Source organism: Serratia sp. BNK-23 (genome assembly GCF_047456145.1).
GTDB classification, from domain to species: Bacteria; Pseudomonadota; Gammaproteobacteria; order Enterobacterales; family Enterobacteriaceae; genus Serratia; species Serratia nematodiphila.
Genome location: NZ_CP179900.1, coordinates 1,701,313 through 1,717,840 on the forward strand (window position 1 = coordinate 1,701,313; position 16,528 = coordinate 1,717,840).

At 62.4% G+C, this 16,528-nt stretch carries 15 protein-coding genes, 2 tRNA genes and 1 riboswitch; of the genes, 10 read left to right on the top strand and 7 right to left on the bottom strand.

Annotation, left to right across the window (positions count from 1 at the left end; translation table 11 throughout):
* Positions 1-97: 97 nt before the first annotated feature.
* The gene (gene opgB, locus ACMGF9_RS08000) at positions 98-2,401 is read right to left on the bottom strand and encodes a phosphatidylglycerol--membrane-oligosaccharide glycerophosphotransferase (protein ID WP_414160191.1); all 2,304 of its coding nucleotides are present in this window, start codon (positions 2,399-2,401) and stop codon (positions 98-100) included.
* Positions 2,402-2,687: 286 nt separating this feature from the next.
* Between opgB and ACMGF9_RS08005 the strand changes: the two genes are divergently transcribed.
* Positions 2,688-3,428: a transporter substrate-binding domain-containing protein gene (locus ACMGF9_RS08005; RefSeq protein ID WP_004935461.1), complete on the top strand. Its 741-nt coding sequence runs from the start codon at positions 2,688-2,690 to the stop codon at positions 3,426-3,428.
* On the opposite strand, the gene ACMGF9_RS08010 is transcribed toward ACMGF9_RS08005, so the two are convergent.
* Genes ACMGF9_RS08010 through tenA form a run of 4 tightly spaced genes read right to left on the bottom strand, consistent with a single transcriptional unit; the run spans position 3,429 to position 6,584 of the window.
* Positions 3,429-4,364, bottom strand: coding sequence for an ABC transporter substrate-binding protein (locus ACMGF9_RS08010; protein WP_118891893.1), 936 nt, complete (start codon positions 4,362-4,364; stop codon positions 3,429-3,431). It lies immediately after the preceding gene.
* A 35-nt stretch (positions 4,365-4,399) separates the two neighbouring features.
* A complete protein-coding gene (locus tag ACMGF9_RS08015) occupies positions 4,400-5,167 on the bottom strand; it encodes an ABC transporter permease (protein ID WP_015378402.1) in 768 nt (255 codons plus the stop codon).
* Positions 5,164-5,904, bottom strand: a complete 741-nt coding sequence (locus tag ACMGF9_RS08020) for an ABC transporter ATP-binding protein (protein ID WP_118891894.1) — start codon at positions 5,902-5,904, stop codon at positions 5,164-5,166. Before ACMGF9_RS08020 ends, ACMGF9_RS08015 begins: the two co-directional genes overlap by 4 nt.
* Positions 5,901-6,584 (bottom strand): thiaminase II, encoded by a 684-nt coding sequence (gene tenA, locus ACMGF9_RS08025; RefSeq protein ID WP_118891895.1) that lies wholly within the window; start codon positions 6,582-6,584, stop codon positions 5,901-5,903. Before tenA ends, ACMGF9_RS08020 begins: the two co-directional genes overlap by 4 nt.
* 62 nt (positions 6,585-6,646) lie before the next feature.
* Positions 6,647-6,749, bottom strand: a riboswitch (TPP riboswitch).
* 150 nt (positions 6,750-6,899) lie between these two features.
* On the opposite strand from tenA, the gene ACMGF9_RS08030 reads away from it, so the two are divergent.
* The 4 genes from ACMGF9_RS08030 to gap all read left to right on the top strand — a co-directional run bounded on the left by ACMGF9_RS08030 (position 6,900) and on the right by gap (position 10,859).
* On the top strand, positions 6,900-7,922 hold the full coding sequence (locus ACMGF9_RS08030; RefSeq protein WP_015378399.1) for an LLM class flavin-dependent oxidoreductase: 1,023 nt from the start codon (positions 6,900-6,902) through the stop codon (positions 7,920-7,922).
* Positions 7,923-7,935: 13 nt separating this feature from the next.
* Positions 7,936-8,670 carry an SDR family NAD(P)-dependent oxidoreductase gene (locus ACMGF9_RS08035; RefSeq protein WP_004935444.1) on the top strand — a complete coding sequence of 245 codons (735 nt, stop codon included), beginning with the start codon at positions 7,936-7,938 and terminating at the stop codon, positions 8,668-8,670.
* 125 nt (positions 8,671-8,795) lie between these two features.
* On the top strand, positions 8,796-9,770 hold the full coding sequence (locus ACMGF9_RS08040; protein WP_004935441.1) for a GlxA family transcriptional regulator: 975 nt from the start codon (positions 8,796-8,798) through the stop codon (positions 9,768-9,770).
* Positions 9,771-9,848: 78 nt separating this feature from the next.
* Positions 9,849-10,859 carry a type I glyceraldehyde-3-phosphate dehydrogenase gene (gap, locus tag ACMGF9_RS08045; protein WP_033632647.1) on the top strand — a complete coding sequence of 337 codons (1,011 nt, stop codon included), beginning with the start codon at positions 9,849-9,851 and terminating at the stop codon, positions 10,857-10,859.
* Between the two features lie 54 nt (positions 10,860-10,913).
* On the opposite strand, the gene ACMGF9_RS08050 is transcribed toward gap, so the two are convergent.
* A tRNA-Asn gene (locus ACMGF9_RS08050) sits at positions 10,914-10,989 on the bottom strand.
* 99 nt (positions 10,990-11,088) lie between these two features.
* A complete protein-coding gene (gene mtfA, locus ACMGF9_RS08055; RefSeq protein ID WP_021505828.1) occupies positions 11,089-11,889 on the bottom strand; it encodes a DgsA anti-repressor MtfA in 801 nt (266 codons plus the stop codon).
* Positions 11,890-11,981: 92 nt separating this feature from the next.
* Here mtfA and ACMGF9_RS08060 point away from each other — a divergent pair.
* From ACMGF9_RS08060 to ACMGF9_RS08080, 5 genes are all read left to right on the top strand, one after another.
* Positions 11,982-12,071, top strand: a tRNA-Ser gene (locus ACMGF9_RS08060).
* A gap of 471 nt (positions 12,072-12,542) precedes the next feature.
* Complete coding sequence (locus tag ACMGF9_RS08065) at positions 12,543-14,030, top strand: UbiD family decarboxylase (RefSeq protein ID WP_414160192.1); 1,488 nt, start codon at positions 12,543-12,545, stop codon at positions 14,028-14,030.
* A complete protein-coding gene (locus ACMGF9_RS08070) occupies positions 14,020-14,490 on the top strand; it encodes a MarR family winged helix-turn-helix transcriptional regulator (protein ID WP_015378395.1) in 471 nt (156 codons plus the stop codon). Before ACMGF9_RS08065 ends, ACMGF9_RS08070 begins: the two co-directional genes overlap by 11 nt.
* A 119-nt stretch (positions 14,491-14,609) precedes the next feature.
* The gene (locus tag ACMGF9_RS08075; protein WP_004935390.1) at positions 14,610-15,242 is read left to right on the top strand and encodes a helix-turn-helix domain-containing protein; all 633 of its coding nucleotides are present in this window, start codon (positions 14,610-14,612) and stop codon (positions 15,240-15,242) included.
* Positions 15,243-15,525: 283 nt separating this feature from the next.
* On the top strand, positions 15,526-16,488 hold the full coding sequence (locus ACMGF9_RS08080; RefSeq protein ID WP_075686662.1) for a hypothetical protein: 963 nt from the start codon (positions 15,526-15,528) through the stop codon (positions 16,486-16,488).
* Positions 16,489-16,528: the final 40 nt, after the last annotated feature.

The window sequence follows — 16,528 nt, forward strand, 5'->3', positions numbered from 1 at the left end:
GCGTTTTACCGTCACAGGTTAGCCGAAGAAGGGCGTAAAAGCTTGGTCGAAATGACGGGCGCGGCAAAGAAAATACCGCGCCCGTGAAGGCGGGGGATCAGGAGGCGGGAGCGCCCGCTTCGACCTTCAGCGACACCAGGCCGATGCCCAGCTTCTTCGGCGTGAAGCCGCCGCTGGCGCTCTCTTTTGGCTCGGTCGGCGCCGGCGGAGTAATGCTGATCTTCTGCGCGCCGCGCGGGTTGTCGAAGCGCAGGGTGACGGTGCTGTCCTGTTCACCGAGCGACACGAAGCGCTCTTCGTCGCCGACGCGCACCGAAATCGGTTCGCCGACGTTGTTGCCGTAGGCGCGGGCGCGCAGCACCAGATCGAAGCGCTTCGGCAGCGGATCGACGTAATCGATGTCGACCGCCGGCGCCAGATTGGCGTCGGACCAGCGGCCCCATTCCTCGACGGCGGAGACGCCGGTGATGGCTTTCACCTGTTCCGGCATGCCGGGCAGCATGAACTCGATGGTGTCCGCCCGGTATTTCACCGCCGCGTCGTCCACCTGCAGGCGGGCGACGGCGTTTTGATAATCGGCGACGCTGTCCGCCGCCGGGCCGGTGAAGTTCACCTTGCCGTTGAAGCGTTCGCCGCTGGCCTGCGCGATCTGCGGCGGCGAGGCCAGGGTGCCCGAGGCCACGCAGATGTCGGTGCTCAGCGCCAGCTGCGGCGCCCAGACCCGGCCGATCTCGTAGCATTTATCGACCCAGACGAATTTCTCCCCCGCCCCCAGCCCGGCCAGCTGCTTGCGCAGCGGGGTGGAGAGGTAGACGTTGAACATCGGTTCGATGCGGTTGTCGCCCACCCGCAGGATGAACGGCACCTTGTAGGTGACGCCGGAGAAGCTGAAGCTGCGTTGGCGCGTATCCACGCTGTAGTCGCTGATGCGGTTCGGCAGGCCCCACTGATTGATCACCGCCGGTTTCCAGCCGTTGATCTTCTCTTCGATATTCAGGAACACCGTAGACAGCGACGGCGCCGACAGGCTGCTTCGGCCAAGGCCGATGTAGTTGTCGCCGCCCATCACGTCCAGCACCGTGGCGCCGTTGTCCAGCGTGCTGCGCTTCTCGTTGCGCTGTTCCGCCAGCGGCCGGGTGCCGTCGATGATGAAGAACAGGTTGCGGCGCTTCTGTTTGGTCAGGATATCGTAGGCGGTGTTGTTCATCGCCAGATGATCGGAGGACACCACGATCACGGTATTGCTGAAATAGGGCGAGCGTTTGATCTTGTCGATCAGCGCGGCGATGTGTTGCTGGCTGCAGGCTACCGCGCTCAGCGAGCGGTTTTCCTTGTTCTGCCAGGCGTAGCTTTTCTTGCTGCAGCCGGCGGAGATAAAGCCGTCCGGGTGATGGGTATCGACGGTCAGGGTGAACAGCGAGAACGGCTGGCGCTGTTTGGACAGCTCGACGAACTTGCCGTACACCACGTCCAGCACGCTGTCGTCGTACCAGCCCCAGTCGTTTTTGTAGCTCGGATCGGCGACCCGATCGCGCAGCTCTTTGAAGCCGTAAACGTGGTCGAAACCGTGGGATTTCAGGAAGGTGTCTTTACCGGCGAACGCCAGCTCGGCGCCCTGATAGAAATAGTTGCTGTAGCCGGCGGCCTTCAGCACGTCGCCCAGGCAGACGTTCTCCGGGTAGAAGGTGGAGACCGCGCTGGAGGCGTTGCCGTCGAAGGGCGCGAACAGCGGAGTGCCGCACTGCGAGGCGACCATGCCGGCGATGGTGTAGCCGGTGCCCGGCAATTGCTGGGTATTGCTGAAATCGATGCTGTCCGTGCGCAGGGCGTTCAGCTCGTCGGCCAGGCCGGGAAACAGCTCGGTATCGAAGTAGGTGCGCTCCAGGCTCTCGGCATAGATGTACACCAGGTTCGGCCGTTTGCCCTGCACGGTCTTTTTCGGCGCCTTGTAGTAGGTGGTGAAATCGGCGGTATCGCCGACGATCTGGCTCTTGACCAGCAGCGAGATGTCCTGAAACGCCGGGGTGGTACCGACCGAAAACAGCGCCAGCAGCACGGCGACGACGCTGTAGGCCACGCTGCTGCCTTTGGCCTTGCGGCGCAGCAGGCTGCGGGCTAGCACCGCGAAGATAAGCCCCAACGCCGCCAGCAGGCCGATAAACGGCAGCACGTATTTGCTGATGCCCGCGCCTTTGAGGCTGCTGGTGACGGTGTAGATCACCGCATCGGTGATGCCGTCGCCGGTGAAGTAGTTGCTGGCGATCAGGATGACGTTCAGCACCAGATAGCTGCCGAGCAGCGTCAGCAGAATGGCGAACCACCAGCGGTTGGCGGCGGCCCGGGTGCGATAAATCAAAATCGACGCCAAAAAGAGAACAAACGAAACGACTGCTAAAACCATCCGCCAAACCTTGTCTGATTGAAATAAAACCGTTGCTGCCCTGGTTTGCGCCGCCGAGCGTGCCGCGGTGCGAAAAGTGAAGGGTATAGCCTATTGCCGGCGGCGGAACAACGTGCGATCTCCCGCTACGGCCGACGAGCGGCGGCTATTGTACATTTTTATGACAATAGTGTGACGTTAATCACGCCGACGGCGGCCGCGGCGGCGAAAGCTTGCTGGTCGGAGGTTTCGCTCTACGCTTAATGAGCGCCACGACGGTGCATCCATCAGCCATTCAGGAGGAAGTATGCAGACAATCCCCGCAGCGGTACTCGACGATCTGGCCCCGCAAGGCGTGTTGCGCGCGGCGATCAACTACGGCAATCCGGTGCTGGCGCAGGCCGGGGCTGATGGCAAACCGCAAGGCGCTTCGGTGGAGCTGGCCGCCGCGCTGGCTCGCGAACTGGGCGTGGCGCTGGAGCTGGTGACCTATGACGCGGCTGGCAAGGTGTTCGCCGATCTGGACAGCGGCGCCTGGAACCTGGCGTTTATGGCCATCGAGCCGGTGCGCGCGGCGCAAATCGCCTTCAGCGAACCCTACGTGATCATCGAGGGGACTTATCTGGTGGCGAACGACGCGCCTTACTCTGAGGTGGCGCAGCTCGACCGGCCGGAGGTGCGCATCGCGGTCGGGCAGGGGGCGGCGTACGATCTGTTTTTATCACGCACGCTGCAGCAGGCGCAATTGGTGCGGGCGGCAACCTCCGCCGAGGCGATCGCGCTGTTTTTCGAACGGGGGCTGGAGGCGGCGGCCGGCGTGCGTCAACCGCTGTTGGCCGCCGCGGCCGCCCATCCCGGCTACCGAGTGCTGGACGGACATTTTACCGCCATCCGCCAGGCGATGGCGGTGCCGCGGCAAAACACGCAGGGCGCCGCCTACGTGAACGCGTTTATCGAACGCTGCAAGGCCAATGGGCTGGTGAAGGCGGCCCTGCAGCGCAGCGGCCAGGGCGAGGTGACGGTGGCGCCGCCGGCCGCCTCGGCGTGATCAGTTCAGCTCCACCGCGTACTGGTCTACCGGGGTGGTTTTCTTGATCAGCTTATTGTCGAACAGGAACTGTTCGTAAGCCTGGTAGCGGGCCCGATCCAACTTGGCCGGATCGCGGGCGAACAGCGGCAGGCTGGCTTGCCACGCCTGTTTGTTCAGCTCGGTATTCAGCTCCGGGTGCGCCTTGGCGAACGCCAACCAGGTGTCCTGCGGGTGCGCGTGCAGGTAGTCGCTGCCTTGCTTCAGCGCGACGAGGAATTTGCGGATTTTCGGCTCGTTCACCGCATCGCGGTTGGCGACGATGATCAGCTCGTCGTAGGCCGGCACGCCGTAATCTTCGACGTTGAACACCACCGGTTCTTTACCCTGCAGCTTGAGCTCCAGCGCTTCGATGTTGCGGTAGCCGCCGATCACCGCATCGACCTGGCCCGCCAGCAGGGCGCTGGTCAGCTGGAAGTTGACGTTGATGAGCTTGATATCCTGCGGTTTGAGATGCTCGTGTTCGACCATGGTGGCCAGCGTCGCCTGTTCGATGCCGCTGACCGAGTAACCCACCGTTTTGCCTTTGAGATCCGCCGGCGAGGTGATGTTTTTATCCAGCGCGATCACCGTGTTCAGCGGCGTGTTGATCAGCGTGCCGACGCGCATCAGCGGCAGGCCCTGATCGGCGAAGAAGTGCAGCTGCGGCTGATAGGTGATGGCGAGGTCGGCCTGTTTGGCGGCCACCAGCCGCGGCGGCAGCGCCGGATCGGACGGCGGCACGATCTTGACGTCCAGCCCTGCGGCCTTGAAGGCGCCGATCTGCTCGGCCACCATAATCGGCGCATGATCGGGGTTGATGTACCAGTCGAGCACCAGCGTCAGCTTGTCGGCCGCGCCGGCCTGGCCGGTGAGGGCGGCGCCGAGCAGCAGCCCGCAGACGGTTTGTTTGATCATGGTCGTTCCTTTATCCCTGGTTATGGTTGCAATCATCAGTCGTTTTCCGGCGCCCAGGCGATCAGGCGCCGCAGCAGCGCATCCACCGCGGCCCACAGCAGCACGGTCATCAGCACCAAAATAAACAGTGCGGCGAAGCAGACGTCGGTCTGCATGCGCGCATTGGCGTTCAGCATCACATAGCCCAGCCCTTCGGCCGAGCCGACCCATTCGCCGATGATGGCGCCGATGGGCGCGACGGCGGCGGCCATGCGCAGGCCGGAGCCGAAGGCCGGCAGCGCCGCCATTAGCCGCACGTGCCGCAGCTGCGCCCAGCGCGAAGCGCGCATCGTGCGCGCCAGATCGAGATAGTCGTTGTTGACCCGGCGCAGCCCGTCAAAAAAGGCCGACACCACCGGGAAGAAGATCACCAGCACCGCCATCGCCACCTTGGCGCTCATGCCGAAGCCGAACCACAGCACCAGCAGCGGGGCCAGGGCGAACACCGGTATCGCCTGGCTGGTGAGCACCAGCGGCATCAGCCAGCGCTGCAGGCGCGGCGAGAAAATCATGCACAGCGCCAGCGCCGCGCCGAGCAACACGCCGAGCACCAGCCCGCTGACGATCTCCGAAGCGGTGACCAGCGTGTGCCAGGCGAGATAGCCGCGCCCGTCCCACAGCGCCTGCGCTACTGCGCCCGGCGTGGGCAGCAGAAAGGCCGGGATGCCGCTTTGCGCCGCCAGCCACCACAGCAGCAGCAGGCCGACGAATACCGTCAGCCCGCGCCGCAGGCGGGTGAGTCCACGCTCTTGGGCACTATTCATTGTGCTGCCCTCACCAGCTGCTGCAGCAGCTCGGCCTGGCTTTTCAGCAGGTCGGCGTCATCCGGCGCGCGCGGCGGTAGCCCGCTGATGCGATGAGTATCGTCGAGGCCCAGCGGCCAGGGCGACAGCACCAGCAGCCGGTGGCTCAGGCGGCAGGCTTCCATCGGATCGTGGGTGATCAACAGCACGGTATTTTGCGCCAGCAGCTCGGCGGCCAGGCTCTGGATCTCGGCGCGGGTAATGGCGTCCAGCGCGGAAAAGGGTTCGTCCATCAGCACGATCGGCTGGCGTTCGTAGAGCGTGCGGGCGATGGCGGCGCGCTGGCGCATGCCGCCGGACAGCGAGGCTGGCAGGCTGCGGCCATGCGCGGCCAGGCCCACGCGCTCCAGCAGGTGCGCCGCCCAAACCCGATCCGGCGTTTCGCCGCGCAGCCGCGAACCGAGGGCGACGTTCTCTTCGATGGTCAGCCACGGGTAAAGCAGATCTTTTTGCCCCATGTAGGCGATGCGCCCGGCGATCGGCAGGCCGTCGCTGCCGGTCACCGAACCAGAGCTGGCATGCGCCAGGCCGGCGATGATCTTCAGCAGGCTGGTTTTGCCGGCGCCGCTGGCGCCGAGCAGGGCGACGAAGCTGCCGCCGGCGATGTCGAAGCTCAGCCGGTCGAAGACGATGTGCTGACCGAAACGCAGGCTGAGATCCCGCACCTGGATACCGGGCGGGAGAAGCGGAGAGGTCATGAGGCGTTCAGCCCCATCTGCCAAAATGCCGACTCCAGTTGGGTGGCGGTGGTGAAAATCTGCGCCAGCTCGGTAAAGCGGCTTTGTGCGCCGCGCTGGTGGCCGACGGTTTCCAGCAGTTCAATGGCGGCGCGCACGCCGGCCAGATAGCCCTCGTCGCCGTAGTTGCGGATCCAGGAGGCGTAAGGATTGCCCTCCATTTGGGTGGCGGGATCGTGCAGCAGCCGCAGGCCGATTTCGGCATAGCCGGCCACGCAGGGCAGCAGACCGGCCAACAGATCGAGGGCGTCGCCGGCATGGCCGATATCCAGCACGTAGCGGGTGTAGTTCATGGTCTCCGCCGCTTCCGGCTGGGCGGCGATCTGCGCTTCGCTTAGCCCCCATTCGGCGCAGTAGGCCACGTGCAGCGGCAGCTCGGCGACGATGCCGTTGAGCGAGGCGGTGGCGGCGCGCATCTCCGGCAGGGTGCGCAGCTTGCTGACCAGCAGCGCGTAGGCGCGGGCGAAGTGCAGCAGGAACAGATAGTCCTGGGTCAGGTAACGGCGAAAAGCGCGTTCAGGCAAGGTGCCGGCGGCCAGCTGCTGCAGAAACGGGTGATCGACGTAGTCCTGCCAGTGGCTGCCGGCATGGTGGCGCAACCGGCCGTAAAGACCGCTTTCGAACAGGGTGGTGATGGACATGGGACCTCCTTGAGTCAGTGGAGATCCGGGCACGCTGAGGTATGAACAGGCAACGGGTGATTGCGTTGTTGCCTAACCGTCCCTTCGCTGGCATGACCCAGATCAGGTTCAAAGGGTTCGGCTTGCGCCATCTCAGCCCGTAACAGGACACCCCTCGGAGCTGCCTGTTATACGACATTTGTTTTTTGATTACAATCGCCGGGCGGCGCGGCGGCAATCGGTTCGTTTAGTGCGATCGGGGGCGATTTTGCTGGCGCAAGGCGCGCGGTTTTTGTCACTGTAGGCCGATGATTTTGCCTTTGAGGACGATGCCCGATGAAAAAGATTGGTTTTCTCTCGTTTGGCCACTGGACGCCTTCCGCCCAGTCCGGCACCCGTTCCGCAGCGGATGCGCTGCTGCAGTCCATCGATCTGGCGGTTGCCGCCGAAGATCTGGGGGCGGACGGCGCCTATTTTCGCGTGCACCACTTCGCGCGTCAGCTGGGATCGCCGTTCCCGCTGCTGGCCGCCATCGGCGCCAAAACCCAACGTATCGAGATCGGCACCGGCGTGATCGACATGCGCTATGAAAATCCGCTGTACATGGTGGAGGACGCCGGCGCGGCGGATCTGATTGCCGGCGGGCGGCTGCAGCTCGGCATCAGCCGCGGCTCGCCGGAGCAGGTGATCGACGGCTGGCGCTATTTCGGTTACGCCCCGGCCGAGGGCGAAACCGACGCTGACATGGCCCGCCGCCATACCGAAGTGTTCCTGGAAGCGCTGCGCGGCGAAGGGTTCGCCGAACCCAATCCGCAGCCGATGTTCCCCAATCCGCCTGGGCTGCTGCGGCCGGAGCCGTTTTCCGCCGGGCTGCGCGATCGCATATGGTGGGGCGCCGGTTCGAACGCCACCGCCGTCTGGGCGGCGAAGCTGGGCATGAACCTGCAAAGCTCGACGCTCAAGAATGACGAGACCGGCGAACCCTTCCATATCCAGCAGGCCAAGCAGATCCGCGCCTATCGCGCCGCCTGGCAAGAGGCCGGCCATGCGCGCGAGCCGCGGGTTTCCGTGAGCCGCAGCATCTTCGCGCTGGTGGATCAGCGGGATCGCAATTACTTCGGCGGCAGCGGCAAAGAGGGCGATCAGCTGGGATATATCGACGCGCAGACCCGGGCGATCTTCGGCCGCAGCTATGCCGCTGAGCCGGACGCGCTGATCGAGCAGCTGGCGCAGGACGAGGCCATCGCCGAAGCGGATACGCTGCTGCTGACCGTGCCTAACCAGCTGGGCGTGGATTATAACGCCCACGTTATCGAATCGATTTTAACCCATGTCGCGCCGGCGCTCGGCTGGCGCTAAACGGAGGAGTGGCATGTCACGCATTTTCATTACCGGTTCGGTCGACGGGCTGGGGCGCGCCGCCGCGCAAACGCTGTTGGAGGAAGGGCATCAGGTGATCCTGCATGCGCGCGCGCCCGGCCGTCTGGAGGCGGTGCGCGATCTGCTGGATCAAGGCGCGCAGGCGGTGATTGGCGACCTGTCCGAGGTGCAGCAGATCCGGCAGGTCGCCGAGCAGGTGAATCGTCTTGGCCGCCCGAATGCGGTGATCCACAACGCCGGCATGTTCACCGGGCCGCAGGTGATGCCGGTGAACGTGATGGCCCCCTATCTGCTGACGGCCCTGATCGAACGCCCCGATCGCATCGTCTACCTGAGTAGCAGCATGCACTTTGACGGCGTAGCGGAACTGAACGGCGTGGACTGGCTTGGCGGCGCAGCCGGCTCCTATTCGGACAGCAAGCTGTTCGTCACCGCGCTGGCCGCCGCCGTGGCGCGCCTGTGGCCCGGCGTTATCAGCAGCGCGGTCGATCCCGGCTGGGTGCCGACCAAAATGGGCGGCGCGGATGCGCCCGACGATCTGGCGCTGGGACACGTGACGCAGGCGTGGCTGGTGAGCAGCGATGAACCGCAGGCACTGATTTCCGGCGGCTATTGGCACCACCAGCAGCGGTTTGAACCTCACGCGGCGGTGCACGATGAGGCGTTTCAAACGGCGCTGCTGGCGCAATTGGCGCGCGCCGGCGGGGTGAACCTGCCGCAGGCCTGATGGCCGTTCCTTCCTGGCCCGTCGGTGATTATCGGCGGGCTTTTTATACCCGCAGGGTGAACCGACGGGGCTTTTCTTATACAGTGGGCACCTGGCCTGTTTTGATTGTTATTTATATTATTGCCATGCACTCATTCCTGATTATCGTCCCTGAAGGGGGCATGCTGTTCGAAGCGGCGGGCATCGCCGATATCCTGATGCAGGCCAATCGCCTGAGCCCTGCCGAGACGCCGCTGTATCAGATCGCGGTCGCCACCACGCAATCTCACCGGGTGGTGCACGGTCTGTCCGGGCTGAGCCTGTTGGCCGATCATCGCCTGGCGGATCTCGATCCGGCCCTGCCGCGCGATACCGTGATCGTCGCCGGCAAGGGGGCGACCGAAGAAGAGGGCGCCCTGGTCGCCGATTGGCTGCGCCGCGCGGCGCCGCAGGCGCGCCGTATCGCTTCCGTTTGCGGTGGCGCACTGCTGCTGGCCGAAGCCGGGTTGCTGGACGGGCGGCGGGCGACCACCCACTGGCGGCTGGCGGAAACGCTGCAGGCGCGCTTCCCGCGGGTGCAGGTCGAAAACGGCCCAATCTACGTGCAGGACGGGCCGATCTGGACCTCCGGCGGCGTCAGCTCCGGCTTCGATCTGACGCTGGCGCTGGTGGAGGACGACTACGGCTTCGTGCAGGCGCGCGAAGTGGCACAGGACCTGGTGATGTTTCTGCGCCGCCCCGGCGGGCAGGCGCAGTTCAGCCGCTATCCGCTCAACCAGGCCAAATCGCCGGGGCCGATCCGTGACCTGCAATCCTGGATCCTGGAAAACCTCGCCGACGATCTCAGCGTCGATCGGTTGGCCGAGCGCGTGGCGATGAGCCCGCGCAACTTTACCCGGGTGTTCACCCGCGAGACGGGCATTTCTCCCGCCAAATTCGTTGAAGAGGGGCGGTTGCATACCGCCAGGCAGCGCCTCGAACAGAGCGCGGAAGGTATCGAGCAGATTGCCCTGGCCACCGGCTTCGGCAACGGCCTTAACCTGCGGCGGGTGTTTGAGCGCAAACTGCAGCTGACCCCGAGCGAATACCGCGAACGCTTTCATGCGCGCAATTTGGCGTAAATTGATTGGTAAACGTCATTTACGCCGCTTCTGGTCGGCGCTAGATTTTAGGCAAAGTCCACAAATGAGGAGTGCATCATGGTGAGAGTAGGCATTAACGGCTTCGGCAGGATCGGGCGCAACGTGCTGCGCGCGGCGCTGGGGCGCAGCGATTTTGAAGTGGTGGCGATCAACGATCTGACCGACAGCAAGACGCTGGCGCACCTGCTGAAATACGACACGCTTTCCGGCACGCTGGCGGCCAGGGTGGAAGCCGGCGACAACCAGCTGCTGCTGGACGGCCGGCCGATTCAGGTGTTTTCGCAGCGCGATCCCGCCGAAATCCCCTGGAGCAGCGTGGGCGTGGACGTGGTGATCGAAGCGACGGGCTTCTTTACCGATAAAGCCAAGGCGGAAGTGCACATCACGCACGGCGGCGCCAAGCGGGTGATTATCTCAGCGCCGGCCAAGAATGACGACATCACGCTGGTGATGGGGGTTAACGATCACCTCTACGATCCGGCGCTGCATAAGGTGGTCAGCAACGGCAGCTGCACCACCAACGGGCTGGCGCCCGCCGCGCAGGTATTGCATCAGGCGTTCGGCATCGAATACGGCTTGATGAATACCACGCATGCCTATACCAACAGCCAGGCGCTGCACGATCAGCCGGAAAAAGATCTGCGCGGCGCGCGGGCGGCGGCGGAATCGATCGTGCCTTACTCCAGCGGCGCGGCCAAGGCGCTCGGCAAGGTGATCCCCGAACTGGACGGCCGCCTGACCGGTTATTCGCTGCGGGTGCCGGTGCCGGTGGTTTCCATCGTCGATCTGACGGTGACGCTGAAGCGCCCGGCGACGGTGGAGGAGATCAACGCCGCTTTCCGCGCGGCGGCGGCGTCCGGCCCGCTGAAAGGGATCCTGGGGTACAGTGACGAACCGCTGGTATCGAGCGACTATCGCGGCGATGCGCGTTCGTCGATCATCGACGGCCTGTCCACGCTGGTGATCGGCGGCAACCTGGTGAAAGTGCTCGCCTGGTATGACAACGAATGGGGCTTCTCCAACCGCTTGGTCGATCTGGCGCTGCTGATGGAACAACGCGGGCTGTAAACGCCCAACAGCAAAAAGCCCGCTTAAGTTTCCTTAAGCGGGCTTCTCTAAATATGGCTCCTCTGACTGGACTCGAACCAGTGACATACGGATTAACAGTCCGCCGTTCTACCGACTGAACTACAGAGGAATCGTGTGAACGGGGCGCATCATATCCAGCGGCTCCGGGTGTGTCAACGCTAAATTGCCCCAGGCGGTGCGACTGCTCGGTATCTGAGCAATGCGCCCGTCAATCAGCCCATTGCGCGTTGTTTTCCGCCTGGTCTCGCAGCAGGCGCGCCAGCGGATCCTGGCGGTAGAAGCGGCAAAAGTGCTGATACAGCGCCGGGAAGCGTTCGGCCAGCAGTTCGGGAGCGCTGAAGAAATACTCCGACAGCACGGCGAAGCACTCGGCCGCATCGGTGGCGGCGTAGGCATCCATGCTGGCGGCCTCTTCGCCGACCATGTCGATCTCGTCCTGCAGGCTTTCCATCGCGGCATGCAGATCATGTTCCCAGGCGGCCACCTCGCGCAGCGGGATCGGCGGCACGCCGGTGGCGACGCCGCCGTTGCGCATATCCAGTTTGTGCACCGCTTCGTGGATCACCAGATTGAAACCGGAGAGGTCAAAAGAGTCCTGCACGTCTTGCCAGTTGAGCACGATCGGCCCCTGTTCCCAGCTTTGGCCCGACTGCACCACCGGCCCCGAGTGCACCAGACCGATCTCGTCCTGCCATTCGTCTTCCACCACGAACGGGGTGGGGTAGAGCAGAATTTCGTTGAAGCCGTCGAGGCATTCCGCGCCCAGCTCCAGCACCGGCAAGGCGAACAGCAGGGCGATGCGCGCCTGCATTTGCGAGGTGAGTTGCAGCCCCTGCAGCGGCACGATGCGCTTTTGCTGCAATATTTGCCCGGCGACGGCCACCAGCCGCTGCCGCTCCTGCTCATTCAGCGGCGAGAGCAGCGGGATCGCCAGCGCGTCCTGCCACTGGGCCTCGATGTCTGCCTGGGATTGAGAGGGTTGAGTCGCTTTCCACGGCCATTTAATCATCAGGTTGCTCGTAAACTCATCACTTGAACGTTCAGCGGTATGCTAATGCTGTAAAAATGCCGCAAAAGCGGGCATGATAGCAAGCGTTGTCAGGAGAGATGCCGGAGCGGCTGAACGGACCAGTCTCGAAAACTGGAGTAGGGGCAACTCTACCGGGGGTTCAAATCCCCCTCTCTCCGCCACTTTACCCCGCGTTATTCCCCCATTGAATCAAAATCCTTTTCTTTCGCTAATGCTTGTAAACCGTTGGATATGAAACCGGTTTGCGTTGGCCGAGATCCTTTCCCGCATTATAACTCGTGCAATATCAACGAATAGCATTTTGCGATTATGTTCTTCATTTTGTGAGCCACGTTGCGCTTGAACCCGGTGCGGCGCTTGCGGCAAGCCCAGTGCTATGCATGCCAATCACGCTGAAGGTGTGAAACCGTCACGGCGATAATGCCTGCCGGCAGGGGCGTGCACGGTCTGAGTCCGCTATCCCTTGAAAATTTTGCCAGACTGACAACATGCCCAACGCCTCCAGGATAGAGTGTATTTACACGCGATTTTTTGCGCACTAATATGTGTGCACATGCACATAAATGATCAGTCTCCTGCCCGAAACGAGGGCGACAGAAGGGGCTGACCGCCTGGAGACCGGAGGACTTGCCATGAGTTTGCTCGATTGCGCACTGGATTTTCGTCACTTCATTGAGGAATTGCGTCGCCGAAACGATTTGGTCGACGTGCATCAGGAAGTTTCCGCCGACCTGGAGATAGCGGCTGTCTGCCGCCGGGTCTATGAGCAACGGCTTTCGGCTCCGCTATTTCATCACGTGGCGGGCGCGATGCCGGGAGCCCGCATCCTCGGCGCGCCGGCCGGCATGCTCGCTTCTGCGGAACATGCCTATTCTCGCCTCGCCCTCCATTTTGGGCTGCCGCCGGAGAGCGCTCCGCGGGATATCGTGGCGGCGATTCGCCGGGCGGTGAAGGCGGAGCCGTTTGCGCCGGATTATTGTTCGACCGGCCCGGTGAAAGAGAATATTTGGCGTGGCGACGAGGTTGATCTGGAACGCTTCCCGATACCGCTGTTGCATGAACGGGATGGCGGGCGCTATTTCGGCACTTACGGGTTCCATGTCGTGCAATCCCCGGACGGAAAGTGGCATAGCTGGGGAGTCGGCAGGCTCATGATGCTCGATCGCAATCGTCTCACCGGCCCGGCGATACCCACCCAACACATCGGCATGATCCGTGAAATGTGGCGCCGAGAAGGGAAACCTACGCCGTGGGCGATGGTGCTCGGGGCGCCGCCTGCCGCGGTGGCGGTCGCGGGGATGCCGTTGCCGGCCGGCGTCAGTGAGCCTGACTATGTCGGCGCGCTGCTCGGTAAAAGCGTTACGCTCACCCAAGCGGAAACCAACGATCTCTGGGTGCCGGCCAATGCGGAAATTGTGCTGGAAGGTGAAATCAGCCTGACGGAGACGGCGCTGGAGGGGCCGATGGGGGAGTATCACGGCTATCAACACCAGCAAGGCCATGAACAGCCGGTGTTTCATGTGCGTGCGGTGACGTTTCGCGATGACCCCATTTTGCCGATTTGCGTCGCCGGCACGCCGCCGGAAGAAAATCATACGATCTGGGGCACCATGATCTCTGCTCAGTTGCTGGAAACCCTGCAGAGCGCGGCCTTGCCCGTTGACTTTGTCTGGTGTTCCTATGAGGCGGCGACCTGTTGGGCGGTGGTCTCCGTCGATATCGAAAAACTGGCCGGAATGAATACCACCGCGGCGGATTTTGCCGGCAAGGTGGCGGAGGTGGTCTTCGGCTCGCATGCGGGCTACCTGATCCCCAAACTGATCCTGGTCGGCAATGACATTGATATTGTCGATATCGATCAGGTGGTTTGGGCGTTGGCCACGCGTTCACATCCGGCGCGCGACCATTTTATCTTCCCGGACGTACGCGAGTTCCCGATGGTGCCGTACCTGACGGAAGAAGACAAGGCGCGCGGTAGCGGCGGCAAAGCCATCATCAACTGCCTGTTTCCCGAGCAGTTCAGCGGCGTAACACGTGCGGGGACCGCCTCTTTCAGGCACTCTTATCCGGAACAGGTCAGGGCAAAAATCGAGGCTAATTGGAAACAGTATGGATTCTGAAAAAAAAGGCACGCAGAGTGGCAGACGGGGAATGGGATTGCCCAATGGTGCGCTTTACAGGATGACGGAGGTGGTGCGTCACCGCGAAAAACGGCTGTCTGCGTTACTCGCTTTGCAAGGACTCAGCCTCCATGAGTGGCGCGCGTTGCGCATTCTCTACAGTTTTCCAGGCGACGTGGCCATGAGCGAGGTGATAGCGCATTCGCAGACCGATCGCACCGCGCTAGGCCGTACGATCACCCAACTGGTTAATCGGGGGTGGGTCGCGCGCTTCCCCGATCCGGAAGATAAGCGCGCGGTATATCTGCGCGTCATGCCGGCGTCTCGTCCCATTTTTGACCAGGCGAGGCAATGGGTGGCGGATTATGACGCACAGCTGATGGCCTGTCTGGATGATGCCGGGCTCAGTGCCCTGGATGACGCACTGCAACGCATGATGCTGTTCATCGAGCCCGCGTAGTCCGTTCCGGCGAAAGCCAGCGCCGTATTTCCCGAGTGACCTCATCGCGGTGTTGTACTGTTGCCCGCGGGTAAGGTAATTTGCTGAGGGCATGATGACTGAGGCAGGGGCCAACGGACATGAATGAAAGGATCGACTACCACATCGAGAAATACCACTTCGCGCCGCTGGATGAAGCCCCGCGGCTCGCGCGCCAGTGGAGCGAGGTGTTGAACGAGTGTCGCCAGACGCAGGCCGGGGCGGAACAGCGTCTGCGCATTGCGCTGCTCAACGTGGACTATGTGACCAGTTTCGAATTGCCGTTTCGCTTATTGCTGGTGCGGGCGCCGCAGCTGATTGCCGGCCTGCGCGATGAGCTGTCGATCAGTCAAAAAAATGTGGTGTTCAACGGTAAGCGCTTTGGCTGCGTTTACAGCCTGAAAAGCGATTTAAGCGACGTGCCTGAGGCCTTCCAATATGGCCTGTCGACCCGTATTCACCGAACTTCGGCGTCGGGCGTGGACGCGCTGCCTTACCGGGAAATCGCCAAAGCGCTCAAGGCGCCGCGTGAGCGGCTTAAGCTGGCGCTGGAGCAGGGGCTGCGCGTCACGGCGCTGGACGGACTGTTCTGGTTCGGCATACAGCGCATCGCCGCCGAAGTGCGCAGGCTAAGAAAAACCGGCATGACGATCGTGACGGCGGAAACGGAGATTTTCGACACCCTGACCGGCACGACGCGCAAGGTTCCGGTATACCGGTTGGCCGATCGTTAATGGCCGATGACTGGCGATTCATTATGCTGGTTTAAACCTGATTTCCGGCGGGGACAGTCTGACCCCGCGGTGGCTTCCTCTTTTTCTACCCTCATTTCCTCGTCGCTCGATAAGAAAATAGGCGCGATTTCTTCTCAAACCCTCCTCACCGTTCGATCGGCTGCAGCACAACGCAAACGGCGGGCCGTCGTCGATGGCGGGTGTCACGATAGCCTCTCCGGTTGATGGCACCGTTTGCTGTCCACCGTTGGCTTACAACGATGAAGATTTGAAGGAGAAGAACATGTTGAAACGTTTTGCGTTGCTGTGCGGGTGCCTGTTCGGTGCCCATGCTCTGGCGGCCGGCCCCAACGCCAATATCAAGCATTACGGCTATGACTGGCTGGATTTTTATGAAACCGCCACGCCGTCTTTCAGCGCCACAGAGGCGCTTAAGGCGATTACCGGCACCGGTTTCAGTATGACCAATCTGAACGTGGTGCACACCCTGGAAAGCCTCAATCTGCCCGTTTGCGCTGGGGGGACTTGCGCCGTGAACATTCAGGCTGGATCGGGGGCGGTATCGGGCTCGCCGTTTATCGATATCTGCCCAGGGGCGGTCTCGAACAGCAGCTGCCAGGCCGCAGGTTCCTGGAATGCGATCTGGACGGTGGTGAAGAAGATCGCCGGAGCCAAATATAAGCCCGGCGCCATTTATTTTATCGATGAGCCGTTCGACGTTCCTGCCTTACAGACCGGGGGAAAATATGACGCTTACCAATACTCCAGCTATGTTTGCACCCTGCGTCAGGCTATGCAGCAGTATGGGATCGCAATCCCCATTTACACCATTTTGTCCTACCGACATGCCAACAACGCCGAATGGATCCGCGAAATACAGCAGGGCGCGCCCGCGACCGCGTGTCCGACCAATGTAAAAAGCACGCCAGATTGGGTTGGGGTGGATAACTACAACTGGTCGGTGGCGGATATGTGGAGTACCTACAATCGCCTGGCGCCGATAAGCGCAGCCGGACAAAAGTGGGTGTTGGTACCGCCTTCTACGGCATCGTTAGGAATGAACGACCAGCAACTGCATGCGCAAATTCAACTGTATTGGGATTTCATTAATCAATATCCGACTGCGCCCGTGGTTTACATCATGAACTGGCGGTTTGATCGCGCGGTCACCGAGAATCGCGCGGCCTTCCCCGAATCGACCGCCTTATTGTCTTTCATGGCGAACACGCTGCTCACCCAACCTTAAGCGAGCAAAAAGGAGGTTCACATCAGGAACCTCCTTATGG